The 12,736-nt window shown below is 59.3% G+C and carries 15 protein-coding genes; 8 read left to right on the top strand and 7 right to left on the bottom strand.

Annotated features, from left to right (window positions below; translation table 11 throughout):
• Positions 1-655: 655 nt before the first annotated feature.
• The 3 genes from QNM96_RS13840 to QNM96_RS13830 all read right to left on the bottom strand — a co-directional run bounded on the left by QNM96_RS13840 (position 656) and on the right by QNM96_RS13830 (position 2,910).
• Entirely contained in the window at positions 656-1,534 is an 879-nt protein-coding gene (locus QNM96_RS13840) for a DUF4870 domain-containing protein (protein WP_283837051.1), read from the bottom strand.
• A gap of 21 nt (positions 1,535-1,555) precedes the next feature.
• The gene (locus QNM96_RS13835) at positions 1,556-2,158 is read right to left on the bottom strand and encodes a hypothetical protein (RefSeq protein ID WP_283837049.1); all 603 of its coding nucleotides are present in this window, start codon (positions 2,156-2,158) and stop codon (positions 1,556-1,558) included.
• 191 nt (positions 2,159-2,349) lie between these two features.
• Positions 2,350-2,910, bottom strand: a complete 561-nt coding sequence (locus QNM96_RS13830; RefSeq protein ID WP_283837048.1) for a hypothetical protein — start codon at positions 2,908-2,910, stop codon at positions 2,350-2,352.
• Positions 2,911-3,425: 515 nt separating this feature from the next.
• Between QNM96_RS13830 and proC the strand changes: the two genes are divergently transcribed.
• The 5 genes from proC to QNM96_RS13805 all read left to right on the top strand — a co-directional run bounded on the left by proC (position 3,426) and on the right by QNM96_RS13805 (position 7,609).
• Positions 3,426-4,202: a pyrroline-5-carboxylate reductase gene (proC, locus tag QNM96_RS13825; protein WP_283837047.1), complete on the top strand. Its 777-nt coding sequence runs from the start codon at positions 3,426-3,428 to the stop codon at positions 4,200-4,202.
• Positions 4,195-5,028, top strand: coding sequence for a glutamate 5-kinase (gene proB / locus QNM96_RS13820; RefSeq protein WP_283837046.1), 834 nt, complete (start codon positions 4,195-4,197; stop codon positions 5,026-5,028). Before proC ends, proB begins: the two co-directional genes overlap by 8 nt.
• Positions 5,021-6,328, top strand: coding sequence for a glutamate-5-semialdehyde dehydrogenase (locus tag QNM96_RS13815; RefSeq protein WP_283837045.1), 1,308 nt, complete (start codon positions 5,021-5,023; stop codon positions 6,326-6,328). Before proB ends, QNM96_RS13815 begins: the two co-directional genes overlap by 8 nt.
• A gap of 96 nt (positions 6,329-6,424) precedes the next feature.
• Positions 6,425-7,090 carry a helix-turn-helix domain-containing protein gene (locus tag QNM96_RS13810; protein WP_283837044.1) on the top strand — a complete coding sequence of 222 codons (666 nt, stop codon included), beginning with the start codon at positions 6,425-6,427 and terminating at the stop codon, positions 7,088-7,090.
• A gap of 264 nt (positions 7,091-7,354) precedes the next feature.
• On the top strand, positions 7,355-7,609 hold the full coding sequence (locus tag QNM96_RS13805) for a DUF2061 domain-containing protein (RefSeq protein WP_283837043.1): 255 nt from the start codon (positions 7,355-7,357) through the stop codon (positions 7,607-7,609).
• A gap of 112 nt (positions 7,610-7,721) precedes the next feature.
• On the opposite strand, the gene QNM96_RS13800 is transcribed toward QNM96_RS13805, so the two are convergent.
• Positions 7,722-8,159 (bottom strand): helix-turn-helix domain-containing protein, encoded by a 438-nt coding sequence (locus QNM96_RS13800; protein ID WP_283837042.1) that lies wholly within the window; start codon positions 8,157-8,159, stop codon positions 7,722-7,724.
• A gap of 166 nt (positions 8,160-8,325) precedes the next feature.
• Between QNM96_RS13800 and QNM96_RS13795 the strand changes: the two genes are divergently transcribed.
• Both QNM96_RS13795 and QNM96_RS13790 read left to right on the top strand, forming a co-directional pair.
• Positions 8,326-8,991: a helix-turn-helix domain-containing protein gene (locus QNM96_RS13795; RefSeq protein WP_283837041.1), complete on the top strand. Its 666-nt coding sequence runs from the start codon at positions 8,326-8,328 to the stop codon at positions 8,989-8,991.
• A gap of 138 nt (positions 8,992-9,129) precedes the next feature.
• Complete coding sequence (locus QNM96_RS13790) at positions 9,130-9,279, top strand: FmdB family zinc ribbon protein (protein ID WP_283837040.1); 150 nt, start codon at positions 9,130-9,132, stop codon at positions 9,277-9,279.
• 27 nt (positions 9,280-9,306) lie between these two features.
• Here the strand turns inward: QNM96_RS13790 and QNM96_RS13785 are convergent, their stop codons facing one another.
• Positions 9,307-9,759 carry a pyridoxamine 5'-phosphate oxidase family protein gene (locus QNM96_RS13785; RefSeq protein WP_283837037.1) on the bottom strand — a complete coding sequence of 151 codons (453 nt, stop codon included), beginning with the start codon at positions 9,757-9,759 and terminating at the stop codon, positions 9,307-9,309.
• A 167-nt stretch (positions 9,760-9,926) separates the two neighbouring features.
• Between QNM96_RS13785 and QNM96_RS13780 the strand changes: the two genes are divergently transcribed.
• Positions 9,927-10,256: a cupin domain-containing protein gene (locus QNM96_RS13780; protein ID WP_283837036.1), complete on the top strand. Its 330-nt coding sequence runs from the start codon at positions 9,927-9,929 to the stop codon at positions 10,254-10,256.
• 412 nt (positions 10,257-10,668) lie between these two features.
• On the opposite strand, the gene QNM96_RS13775 is transcribed toward QNM96_RS13780, so the two are convergent.
• Both QNM96_RS13775 and QNM96_RS13770 read right to left on the bottom strand, forming a co-directional pair.
• Positions 10,669-11,511, bottom strand: a complete 843-nt coding sequence (locus QNM96_RS13775; RefSeq protein ID WP_283837035.1) for a molecular chaperone TorD family protein — start codon at positions 11,509-11,511, stop codon at positions 10,669-10,671.
• A 22-nt stretch (positions 11,512-11,533) separates the two neighbouring features.
• Positions 11,534-12,733 (bottom strand): 4Fe-4S dicluster domain-containing protein, encoded by a 1,200-nt coding sequence (locus tag QNM96_RS13770; RefSeq protein WP_283837034.1) that lies wholly within the window; start codon positions 12,731-12,733, stop codon positions 11,534-11,536.
• Between the last annotated feature and the right edge of the window lie 3 nt (positions 12,734-12,736).

Here is a 12,736-nt window from a genome sequence, read left to right as displayed (position 1 = left end):
CTGGGACGATTTACCCACAATCCTAGTCGAATCCACGATTGCGGAGCCATTGGACTCCGTCACAGCCTACTAGAACCAACCAACCTATCACTGTCTGTCGATTCACCAACGCCTTTTCCTACAGTCCAGCTGTATGGAAGCGTCCCAACGTGTTCGGACAACTCTCCTCAATCCGCTCCGGTCGTCGACCAGCCCGTCCATTTGAGTTACCACGGGAGGTGTCAGTCTGACTACGTCCCTTGCGACACGAGGCCGTCACCGTACTGAGAAGTGGCTCCGGACGACAAGCGGCCCGACTCGGTTCGCCCGGACGCCGGCCGCTCAGGGACGGACGATGACGACGAAATCGAGCACGAATTCTACAGGTGGAGCAGGCCGGGTTCGCCGCGGGATTGTACGGAATTTTTTGAGTACCGTGACTGAGCGAAGCTAAGCGGGAGCTGCGCTCCCGAAAGGTCAGCGAACTTCGTCCCGCCAGACTCCGCGAGACCGAAGGTCTCGATCGATGACGAGACGTTTTGCGCCTCGAACCACTTGACCCCGAGACGGTTCACGCGCTTTCACCGGCGGTCGAATCTTCGATCGACCAATCAGTTTCCTCGAGATGAGTCGAAAAGGCGAGTAATTGATTCGAACGTTATGTCGTGATCGAACGCTATTTAAATTCTCGAGAACCGAGACGCCTGTACCGCTTGAACAGGTAGCCGACGGCCGCGATCCAGAGCGTGAACATGAACCCGTAAATCGCGTCCCCCGAGGGGTTCTCCGAGTGGAGGGCGACTCTCGCGAGGACATACGTCACCGCACTGGCCCCGATCGGGACGACGACGTACGGAATCCAGTTCGGTTGCCACGTCGCGTCCGCCGACTCGAGCGCCCGGGCGTCACGAAAGAGCGCCGCCAAGCCGAAGGCCGACGCGATCATCGCGAAGACGAGCAAGAAGAACCCGGCAAAAAACACTGGGGTCGGTTCAGTGCCGTTGGTTAGCAGCCAGGCAAAGTACGCCAACACCAGCGGCACTGTCAAGGCATACACTGCGACGAATCGCCACCAGTTCGTCGACCCAGATTGCCTCGAGCGAACCCAGCCGACGACGTCGGGCGCGAGCGGATACTCCCACGCGGTGCCGAAGATCGCCTTCCCTACTGCGAACAGCGAAAAGATGATATTCAGTAGGAAGATGACGAACGTCACGATCGAAGTAATCATGATTGCGACGATCGACGCGAAAATCAACGCGTCGAAAACGAGCGGGTCCGGAAAGACGGCGTCGTAGACGAACGGGACGGCCCAGAAGGCGATACTGCCGAAGAAGACGGTAACGAAGAGAAGTTGCCAATTCGTCGCGTTCCGGGCGTTCGTTCGCGTAAACTCACGCTCGGAGACGAGATAGAGGACACCCGTTCCGACGAACCACGTCGCGAGACCGATGAAATGGACGAAGATTCCACCGAGCGTTCGCTCGGTGAGCAGGTCCGGCCCGGGTTCGGTATTCGGTTCGGTCGACACGTCGGTTTCCATTTCGTTTGACATTGGTGATAGTAGGTGGATCAGTTACTTCGATACGTACTCGCTTGCGGTGGCCACGCGGTTCGCGGGGTTGTCGTTCCGGAACGTGCGCACGAGGCGTTCTCCAAACAGGAGCACGACACAGACGGCGAACAAATTCAGGGCAGCGGACAGATACCCCTCGTCGGCCTGGACGATCGGTTCGAAGGGTAATGCTGCAGTGAGCGTGCCGAGAGCGAGCAACACGAGACTCAACTGAAAGCCCGCGAGCACGAGCGTTCTGATGCCGGCAGGGTTCCGAAGGCGGACGAAATCGCCGAACGAGAGCGTCTCGAGCGGCGAGTCGTACGAGAGGGCTTCTTTCCCTTCCGGAGAGAGTGGCCAGTTCGACTCTTGATGGTTGACGTAATAGAGCGTGATCGACTCCGGATACGTTTCCGCGGCGATAACGTCGATTTCCCGGAGTTCGTTCAACCGGTTCCGGACCGTCTCTTTGCTCACGTCGGGACGGACGCGGGCGCGAATCTGCTCGGCCGAAAAGAACGGCCGCTCCGCGTCGACCATCGTCTCGACGACGTGGCGCTGTGTGAGCTTCATGTTGAGATTGGATTCGAGACGATCCTCGATCCACGGCGGGAGGCGCTTCATCGTATCAGTGACAGGAGATTAGATCAGTGACAGTGTAAACCCCCGTGTCGATTTTGCGGTCGCCAAACGCCGTTAGGTGCCCGAAAAACCGGTCGTGAACGGTTTCGACTCGAGCAATATCCGCCGGTCCCAACTCGAGCCACGCCGGCAAGCGAACAGACGGGCGAATCACCGGATCACCGTATCGAAGGTTATCGACCGGATCTCCGTCGCCGAACGATCCGTTCGGTGGCGTGAATCAGGAGACACAGCGCGAACAGAGACACCGCCGCGGTCCCGAGGTCGTTCCCGGTGTCGACGACGCCGTCGACTCCGAGTACGGACAGGACGATACCTGCCGTCAAGAGCACGAGACTGAGCTGATAGCCGGCGAGAACGAGCGTGCGGATCGCATCGGGCTCTCGAAACGCGAAGAAATCCCTCGCGGAGAGCCCGTCGAGGGGATTAGCCGCCGTCGACGGACAGCACGCTGATGACGGGTCACTCGAGCCCGAATCGGGCTCGTCGATATAATACACTGTAACCGAATCGGCGTACGACTCGGCTCCGAAAACTCCGAGCTCCTCGAGATCCTCGAGTCGGTTTCGAACCGCCGACTCGGTCGCATCGGGATCCGTCCGTTCTCGGAGCTGTTCGACCGAGAGAACGGGCCGATCGCTTTCGATGAGCACTTCGATCAGGCGACGCTGGGAGGGATGGATGGCGGGCGCTCGAGCCAATCTGTCTTCGATCCACTGTGGAAGCGCTGACACGGTAGGCTGGGACTCGCGGAGCGCGCCGATAAAGCCTCGAGTGATTTTGGCGGTCGCGAACCGCGTCGCTCGGGTTCGGAGCCGCTCCGACGGCGTTCGTATCGCGATGGTTCGCTATCGATCGAGCGCCCGTCCGAATCGCTTGGCAAGTTCGGGGTCGAACGTCGAGGCGAGCGCGAGCGGTGCCAAAAACCCCGTCGCCGGTTCGTCCGTCCGGGACCCCGAGCGGACCGTCGGTCAGTCGAACCGGTAGCGCGTCGACGCGTTCGACGCCCGAGACGAATTCTGTCGCCGTCCCCGCCGTGTCCATCTCCCCATGAACGAGGCTGACTTTTTCCGTCAGCGTGAGGTCGTTCACGATGCTCGTGGCACTATTCTGACCATATTAACTGATTAGTTAGTGAATAGTGCTTGATCGTTCGTAAACTGGCCTACCACGGAACTCGAATCGGCGGGCTTCGATCGAGTCCAAATCAAAGTGGCTATGGTCCCCTCACCACGAAGATGGAGGTAGAATGGTACATGCCAGCGTCATCGGGTGCGGGAACATGGGATCCGCCCTGATACAGGGGCTCGCGAGAACCGGAACCCACACTGTGACAGCGTGTGATGTCGATCCGGAAGTGCTCGAGCAGGTCGAACGCTACTGTGAGAACACCACGACCGACCTCGAGACGGCAACCGAATCCGATCTGGTTTTCGTCGTCGTCAAACCGGATATCGTCGGAGCGGTTCTCGAGGACCTCGATCTCTCTTCCGAACAGACACTCGTCTCGATCGCAGCGGGCGTCTCGACCGACTTTCTCGAGCAACGAACCGACGCGGCCGTCGTTCGGTTGATGCCGAACCTCGCCGCTGAATCGGGCAACATGGCGGCCGCCGTTGCGGGTTCGGAGATCAGCGACGACGTCAAGTCGGTACTCGACGACGTCGGCACGTTCGTCGAGGTCGAGGAAGCGCAGATGGATATCGCGACCGCGGTCAACGGCAGCGGACCCGCGTTCGTGTTTTACTTGCTCAACGCGATGAAACAGGCCGGCGTTTCGAGCGGGCTCGAGCCGTCCGACGCGGAAGCCCTGGCCGCACAGACGTTCAAAGGTGCCGCAGAGACGGTTCTTCGGTCCGATCGAAGCACCGACGAACTTATCGACGCCGTCTGCTCACCGCAAGGAACGACGATCGAAGGCATGAAAGTGCTCAGGGACAGTACTGTCGAAGAAACGGTCGAAGACGCGGTAACCGCCGCCGAAGACCGATCCGCGGAGTTAGCACAAGAATTTGCCAATGAATAATACAGTCGAACTGAACGAAGTCGAAACCGCCCGAAAGCTCGCCGCCGACGCTGACCGGGTCGTGGTCAAGGCAGGAACGAACTCGTTGACGGACGACCAGTCCAAACTCGACGACGAGAAATTAGACAAGCTCGTCGACGACATCCACGACCTCCACGAGAGCGACACGGACGTGTTACTGGTTTCTTCGGGCGCGATCGGGGCCGGAAAGGGGCGCATCGATTTCTCGAGCGAGACGGTCGAGAAATCCCAGGCGCTCTCGACGGTCGGCCAGTCACACCTCATGCGTCGGTACACCGAAAGCTTCGAACGGTACGACCGGAAGATCGCCCAGATTCTGATCACGCAAAGCGACCTCGAGAATCCGGACCGGTTCACGAACTTTACGAACACGATCGAAACGTTGCTGGAGTGGGGGATCGTCCCGATAATCAACGAGAACGACGCCGTCACGACGGAGGAGATTCGGATCGGCGACAACGATATGCTCTCCTCGTCGATCGCCCTCGGAACCAACGTCGACCTCTTGGTCACGCTGACCGACGTCGGCGGCGTTTACGCCGAGAATCCGAAGCGAAACCCGGACGCAGAGCGGATCGAAGCGGTCGGAGAAAACTACGACGAAGTGGAGCAACTCATCGACGAAAGCGCGTCGTCGACCTTCGGCGGCATCCAGACGAAGGTGTCCGGCGCCCGGTCGGTGAGCGAACACGGGGTCCCCGCCATCATCGCCGAATCGACGGAGGAAAACATCCTCGAGAAAATCGATGCCGGCAAGCCGGTAGGGACCATATTCGTCCCAACAAACGGTGTGAACGATGACTGAGAAAACTGCCGAAACCAAAGTCGGAGAGGCACAGACGGCGGCCCTCGAACTCGCAAAACGGTCGGACGACGAGCGCTCGGCGGCGCTTCGTTCGATTGCCGACGCGATCGACGAGCGACATGATGAAATCCTCGAGGCCAACGAAGTGGACGTTCGCGAGGGCGAGAAGCTCCTTGAGGACGGGGAGTACAGTCAGGCGCTCGTCGACCGACTGAAACTCTCGCCATCGAAACTCGAGAGCATCACGGAGATGGTCCGAAGCGTCGCCGAGCAGGACGATCCGCTCGGCAAGACCCAGACGGCACGGAAACTCGACGAGGATCTCGAGTTGTACAAGCGGACCGTTCCGATCGGCGTTATCGGGACGATCTTCGAATCCCGACCGGACGCGCTCGTCCAGATCGCCGCACTCAGCATGAAATCCGGCAACGCCGTGATCCTGAAAGGCGGAAGCGAAGCCAGCGAGTCGAATCGCGTGCTCTTCGACATTATTCGAGACGCAACGGCCGAGATGCCGACCGGCTGGGCACAGCAGATCGAAGCCCGGGCTGACGTCGACGCGATTCTCGAGATGGACGACTCTATCGACCTCCTCATGCCGCGGGGGAGTTCGGAGTTCGTGAGCTACATTCAGGACAACACGAGCATTCCCGTTCTCGGCCACACGGAGGGAATCTGTCACGTCTACGTCGATCGCGACGCTGATCGGTCGATGGCGGTCGACGTCGCCTACGACGCCAAGGTACAGTACCCTGCGGTCTGTAACGCAGTCGAAACCCTGCTGGTCCACGAGGACGTCGCCGAAGCGTTCCTTCCAGAGATCGCAGCGGAGTACGCCGAAGCGGGCGTCGAACTACGCGGCGACGAGGCGACACAGGAAATCATTGACGTGGAATCGGCGACGGCCGAGGACTGGGCGACCGAGTACGGCGACCTGATCCTCTCGATCAAACTCGTCGACTCGCTCGATGACGCCATCGGGCACATCACGACCTACGGCTCGAAACACACGGAATCGATTATCACCGAAGATACGGATCGGGCAAGCGAGTTCATGCGAAGCCTCGATTCGGCGAGCGTCTTCCACAACGCCTCGACCCGGTTCGCCGACGGGTTCCGGTTCGGGCTCGGTGCCGAGGTCGGCATCAGCACGGGCAAGATCCACGCCAGAGGACCGGTCGGCCTCGAGGGGATCACCACCTACCAGTACTATCTCGAAGGCGACGGACAGGTCGTCGGGACCTACGCGGGCGAGGACGCCAAGGAGTTCCTCCACGAAGACGTAGACGAGACCCGGTGAGAACGGCCGAGAGCGGCTGGCGTAGCGGGTGATCGAATGTTCACCGGATGGGAATTCTATGCAGTTGTTATCCAGTCGTCGAGACGATGGTATACTATGTCCGGCCTTAGTGCGACCATCGTACTCGAGGATGCTCCAAGGTGTCCGATCGCTCGAGTCTCCGACGAAGCCGAGACGACGGTCGACTCTGTCGCCCGCTCGTCGAACCCAACTCCCGACACGTCCGCAGTCGAGGAGTTTACGATCGACGCCGAGGAGTCGACCGGATTTGATGCCGAGGACAATAGCCTCGAGATGACGACGGTTTCGGAGACCGAACGGACGGAAACGTATCGATTTGCTCGCGGATTCGACGACCCGTGTCCCTGCGAAGTGATCGAAGAAGACGGAACGCCCGTCTCTTCGATTCGGGCGGTGGACGGAGCGTTGTTTCTCACTATCCGAGCAATCGACGTCGATTCGATGTCGGCAATTATCCACCGACTTCGCGACCGGTTCGACGGCGTTCGCCTCCACGAGCTCGTTCAGGTCGGTGACGAATCCGCCGCCGATCCCGTCCTCGTCGATCGAGCGCAACTCACCGACCGGCAACGGGACGTGCTTGAGACGGCTTTCGAGATGGGATACTTCGACTACCCGAAAGGTGCGAACGCCAGCGAGGTCGCATCCGCTCTCGACATCTCGCGATCGACGGTAACCGAACACCTCGCAACTGCACAGACGAAGGTGCTCGAACGTCTTCTCGAGTCGCAGATCGGGTGATTCAGTCTGTCGTGTGAAACGGTCCTCACGGTTCGAAAATTCCCGAACCGTGAGAAGTAACGATGATCGCTAGCAATTCCCGTTCATACAATTACGGACAGGTGACAAAGAATGAGGGTCGACGTTCGCAGCCGACGGTATTGGAGCATCGGTCGCAATCGATTTCCGGGTCGATACATCGGATCTCAGATCGACGACCGACAGCTCCAGAAAGACGTGTCTCGAGTGGCTATAACTCGAGCGGTCGAGAGGAGGTGAAACCCGATGCGATCGACACTGTACACTGCCCTCGTTTCCAGATCCGCGTTCCAGGCACACTCACGCACGCTCGTCAAAACGATTTCCTACCGGCTGTTGATGATAGTCGTCACGATTTCGGTTGCGTTCGTCGTCACGGGAAGCGTAACCGATTCGATTAACATCGGTATCGCTACGAACCTGTTGAAAACCGGGACGTACTACGGCTACGAACGCCTCTGGGCGCACATTTCCTGGGGATTCGAGGGAGAGCGGTCATAGTCTTCGAAGAAATCGCTCGCGTCTTCGCGGAAATACGATCGTACGTTCCCAGAAAGAGTCGTTCTCGTTTCCTGTCGGGTTCAAACACAACTGCGTACCGACTGTATCGACTTCAGTCGTCAGCAACCGCGTACGGAAAGCTGGAATCGGATTCGGCCTCAGTTTTCCCGATCGGCGAATGCGAAGCACGTCCGGCCTCGTTTTCGGTGTCATCGTTCGTCATCTCGATTTCGAGGTCGCCGCCGTCAACTGAAACGAGTACCTCGTCGAAACATCTGCGGTACTCCGTCGCGTGTTTTGCCGAGGTGTTGATCCGAACCCGTTCCTCGAGGAGACCGGCCCCAGCCAGCTCTTCGACTTTTCGGTAGGCCGTCGACATCGGAATCGCACACTGCTCGGAAAGCTCCGTTGCGGTCAGTGTGTCCTCGGTCGTAGCCTCGAGGATGGCTCGACAGGCGGTGTCGTTCAGGACACCAAGTACCGTCTCTGCATCGGCAGAATCATCGGTTGCTGGGCATCGTTGGTTCGTCGTGGAGTTTGTCGCGGCCATTGTCTTGACTACTAGTACCGGCCCAGCGGTCACCAATTGAATCCCCATAAATATAGGGTTCTTTATATGGGGAGGGGAATAGCCCCGGGCGCCTCTGCTCTTTGACGAATATGACGGTCACTTCCGGACACAGGGTTTAGGTAGGCCCGAATCCGAAGTGAAGCAAATGGCTTCGGGGATCCGCGCGGAGGTGAGACTCGACGACCCGGTCGACTGCGTCGTCACACAGGCGTCGAAAGTGGCGGGCGGGAACGTCCAATCAGTCTCGAAGAGTACCAACCCGGACGCGCCCGAGCGTGTTGCCGAGGAATTCATGCTCGAAGCCGACAAATATCCTGACGAGTTCGATACTGACGTCGAACCGTCGCCGATCTTTTCGTACGGCTCGAGCGAAGTGTACCGGTTCGAACGCGACCTCGGACGCGGGTGTCCGTGCGAGTGTATCGAAACGCACGATTCACCCGTTATCGACGTTCGAACGCAGGAGTCGTCGCTGTTTTTGACCTTCCACGCACCGGACATGGAAGGATTACAGGCGATTATCGGTGATCTACAGAACCGCTACTCAAACCTCGACGTCCAGCGACTGCTCCAGTCACAACAGGATCGCACCGAGCAGAATCTCGTCTTCGTTGACCGAAGCACGCTCACTACTAGACAACTGGAGGTCCTCGAGACGGCCCACCGAATGGGCTATTTCGAACATCCGAAACGGGCAAACGCCGGCGAGGTCGCCGACGAACTCGAGATTACCGGGACAACCTTCACCGAACATCTCGCGGCCGCACAGACGAAACTGCTCGATGCGATCCTCAAGTACGAGGACGGGTGATTCCGCCTAACGGTGAGTCATGAATAAAGAACGTTGTGGCAACTACAGGCGATCGGCAGTAAACCGGAACCCTATATGTAATGGACGCGGAGCTATAAATGTAGACGACCGAGAATACAGACGAGTACACCCTCTCCCATGAGCAGATACGAATTTACCTGTCCGGAGTGTGAACAAACGATCGAGGTCAACGAGTCGATGCGAGATGCGACGCTGACACACGGGTGTCCGGTTTGCAGTGCCGACGTAACGGCCGCGGATTTTGCCGCCGAGCAACGGACGAATTGAGCGATTTCGACAGCACAGCTGTCCGCCCTACTCCGCTCGATCGATTTCCGTCTGTCTCCCGTTCAGCGACTCCGGCTCGAGGCGATAGAGGTCGATATCGAGGTCCTGTTTTCCCTGCGCCCAGATTTCGAACAGTGGTCGTTTCGCGTCGCCGTACTGTGCGATCTGTTCGGGCGACAGCTCCGACGGCGGAATGCTCTCGAGTGCGCCCGTCGCGATGATGCTCCGGTACGTCGAGTCCCGCTCGGCGTAGACGACGAGCCGCGCCGACGGCGAGGACTCGAGGAAGGCCCGTTTCTCGCTTTCTGGCGTCGATACCAACCGCATGTAGAATACCCGCTCCTCGTCGTCGTACCCGTACGAAATCGGGATCGCGTAGGGATCATCGGTTCGAGCGAGCGATAACACCCCCGTCTCGTGGTGACCGAGAAAGCCGTCGATTTCCGCCTCGGTCATTTCGGTCTCCTGGTCGATTACCATCGTTTCAGTGGATTGAGCAAGGGCGAACACGCTCTTTATAGTTGTCATCGCGCGCTCGGAACGGACGCATGGTACGAGAGCCGCGTGGTGTCGGTTCGGAAACGACGGTACCGCGACCAGTACGCTCATAGTGGACGGGACCCTTCTCGTCGAACGGTACGAACACTATGGCACTCGACAGCTACGCGGACGCGACAGCAGCGCTCGAACCGGAGGAGGAAGCGATCGAAACCGCAGAACTGGTCGTGACCGACGACGTGCTCGTAAAAGCGTTCGCGCTCGGTCCCGGCGCGACACTCGAGCCACACGAACACCCCGACAGCACGAACGTCTTTCACGTGCTCGAGGGGACCGTAACCGTTATCCGGGACGGAGAGACCGAGGAAATTGCGGCACCGGGCGTCGTCAAGCACGCGCGCGGCGCAGAACACGGCGCGCGAAACGAAACCGACGAGACGGTAATCTTCACGGCGAGTCTGTGTCCGTTGCCGTCCTGAGTATTGGACCGTTCGCCGGACTTGAACTGAGACGCAATCGGCACGCAAGTCGGTCTCCGAAGTGGTTCTCGTACTCAGCGTAATCCGACGTTTTGTGGATTCTCGAGGAGGAGGTTCGGGTCGGGTTCTCGTTGCACTTCCTCCGCTTTCGTCGCCACCGGCTACTTCTCGAGCAAATTATCTCCCGAAGCGTTCAGACGGCTACTCGTACGACAGAATAGAGATTGACGTTCCGTCGTAGACGGTCATACGTTGGGTAATAATTACTGCGATAATGACTGGTGCGTCGTTACTGAAAGAGGGAATAACCGAGAGCCGTATCGAACGGGTACGACAACCAGATCTCTACCGAACGGCGCTCATTGACGGCTGTGAATTGCCCCAACAATCTGTAAAACGGTTCACCGACACATCAGTACGGGCCCGTCCGATCGCCTCGCGGCGGCTGCGGCTCCGGGTGCTGTTGGCCGGGCTCCGCATGTCCTTGACCGGCCTCCGTGTCTGTCGCCGGCGACGGCGTCGAACCGCAGGTCCCACAGCGGAAATCGGTCCCGTCCTCGTCGGTGAAATCCTCGAGCGGCGACGGCGGGGTTTCAGCGAAGACGTCCGGCTCGACGTCGAACCGCTCGGTGTCGAGTTCCACGAGTCGTTCGATCAGTTCGGCGAGGGTTCGATAGAACTCGACCCCGCTGTCTTCTCGCATCGTTTCGCTAAACCGAGAAATCCAGCGACCGAGGTGATCCTCGAGAAACGCACCTTGGGCGTCTGCAACGATTTCGAGGCCGGTTTCATCTCCATCGAGCTCGAGAGCGGCCGTTTGCAGAGACAGGTGCGAGAGGAACTCGAGTTGGAGACAGAGGTGATCCGACCGCTCGCGCTTGTCCGGCTCGAGCGAAAGTCCGAACGCCTTGTAAAATCCCGAAATATCCGCCAGCGTGTCGGTGCTGGTCACGAGGGTTCCGGGGGCGTACTCGATCTGATACTGCTGTATTTCGCCGCCCTTTTCGAAGCCGAACAGTGTCGCCCAGTCGGAGTAGCGCTCGTCGACGCGATCTGGATCGGTCGGTGCTGCCTCGACGACCGCCTCCGCGTGATCGCAAAGTTGGTCGTCCGCAAGCGCCGCGGCCGATTCGACTAGCTGATTGGCGAACTCGCCGGAAACCAGCGCATCCTCGAGGTCATCGTCCGGCCGGTCGAACGCCAACGAGGCGAGCTTGTACAATCGTGCGCGGTGGACGTGTGTATTTGGAGTCATCGTGATCAATATTACAAGACGGTTACGTGACGTCGAGGCGGTAGACGTCGTTATCTTCGTCGTATCGGTCGCGCTCGTAGGTCGGTTCCTCCATCGGGACGCGAGCGACGGTCGAGCCGCTCTCGTCGTAGCCGATCGCCTCGTCGCCGGTGACCTCGAACTGCTCGATGCGCCACTCGGTCGATCCCATCAGGTGAAGGAGGCCGCGTAGCTTGCGGTGTTCCTCGTCGCCCCGGCGGGCCGCCCTGTAGGTCTCTTTGGCTTCCTCGACGCCCGGCCCGAACATCTGAAAGAGGTAGTCGGTGGGGACGTTGGTTGGCGGAACGTAGTAGACGTTCGGCTCGAGACCTAACTGCGGATACAACGGCAGGGCGACCTCAGCCTCGTGGACCATGAAGTCGACCGGATTATCCGGATCGGCTTCCTCTGGCGGGTTGACCCAGCCGTGTTGTCGGATCTTTCCGAGGCAGTTTTCGAAACACTGCGGAACCATCCCCTGTTCGATTTTCGGGTAGCAACCGACGCACTTCTGGGATCTGCTTTCGGCGGGATTGAACACGGACTTGCCGTAGGGACAGGCACGGACGCACTCCTGGACCGCCTGACAACTATCTTCGTCGATGAGAACGATCCCGTCCTCGGTTCGCTTGTAGACGGCCTGAACCGGACACCCGCCGGCACACGCCGCGAACGAACAGTGGTTACACACTCGAGGCAGGTAGAAGAACCACATCGGGTGGGTCTGCTCGTCTTCGGGGATGTGCGTGTCCGACTCGAACGATTCACCGGCGGGTTCGTCCTCGCCAAGATTCGGGTGAGCCCAGTCTTCGTCGTCGGGACGGTAGCCGACGATGTCTTCGCCGTGTCGGTTGGCGATCTCGTCGTCGATCAGCATGTCGTCCCAGTCGACGTCGTTGGCCTCGAAGATCGTATCACCCTCGTAGACGCCGTCAGAACCCCAGTTCTGGGTTCCGAGCTGATCCAAAATCTCCTTGTCCCAGCCGATAGGGTGACCGCCGTAGGGCTTCGTCTCGACGTTGTTCCAGAACATGTGCTCCTGGCCCTCGCCGTGGGTCCAGGTCGTCTTACACGACATCGTACACGTCTGGCACGCGATGCACTTGTTGATATCGAACACCGCGCCCCACTGTCGATCCGGTCGGGACTCGGCGTACGGGAATTCCATTTCTCGTCCGATCTGCCAATTGTAGACTTGCGCCATTTG

This window comes from Halostagnicola sp. A-GB9-2, from assembly GCF_030068615.1.
In the GTDB taxonomy this organism is placed as follows: domain Archaea; phylum Halobacteriota; class Halobacteria; order Halobacteriales; family Natrialbaceae; genus Halostagnicola.
The sequence above is the reverse complement of the archived record's forward strand: the minus strand, read 5'-3'. Positions and strand labels throughout refer to the sequence as shown.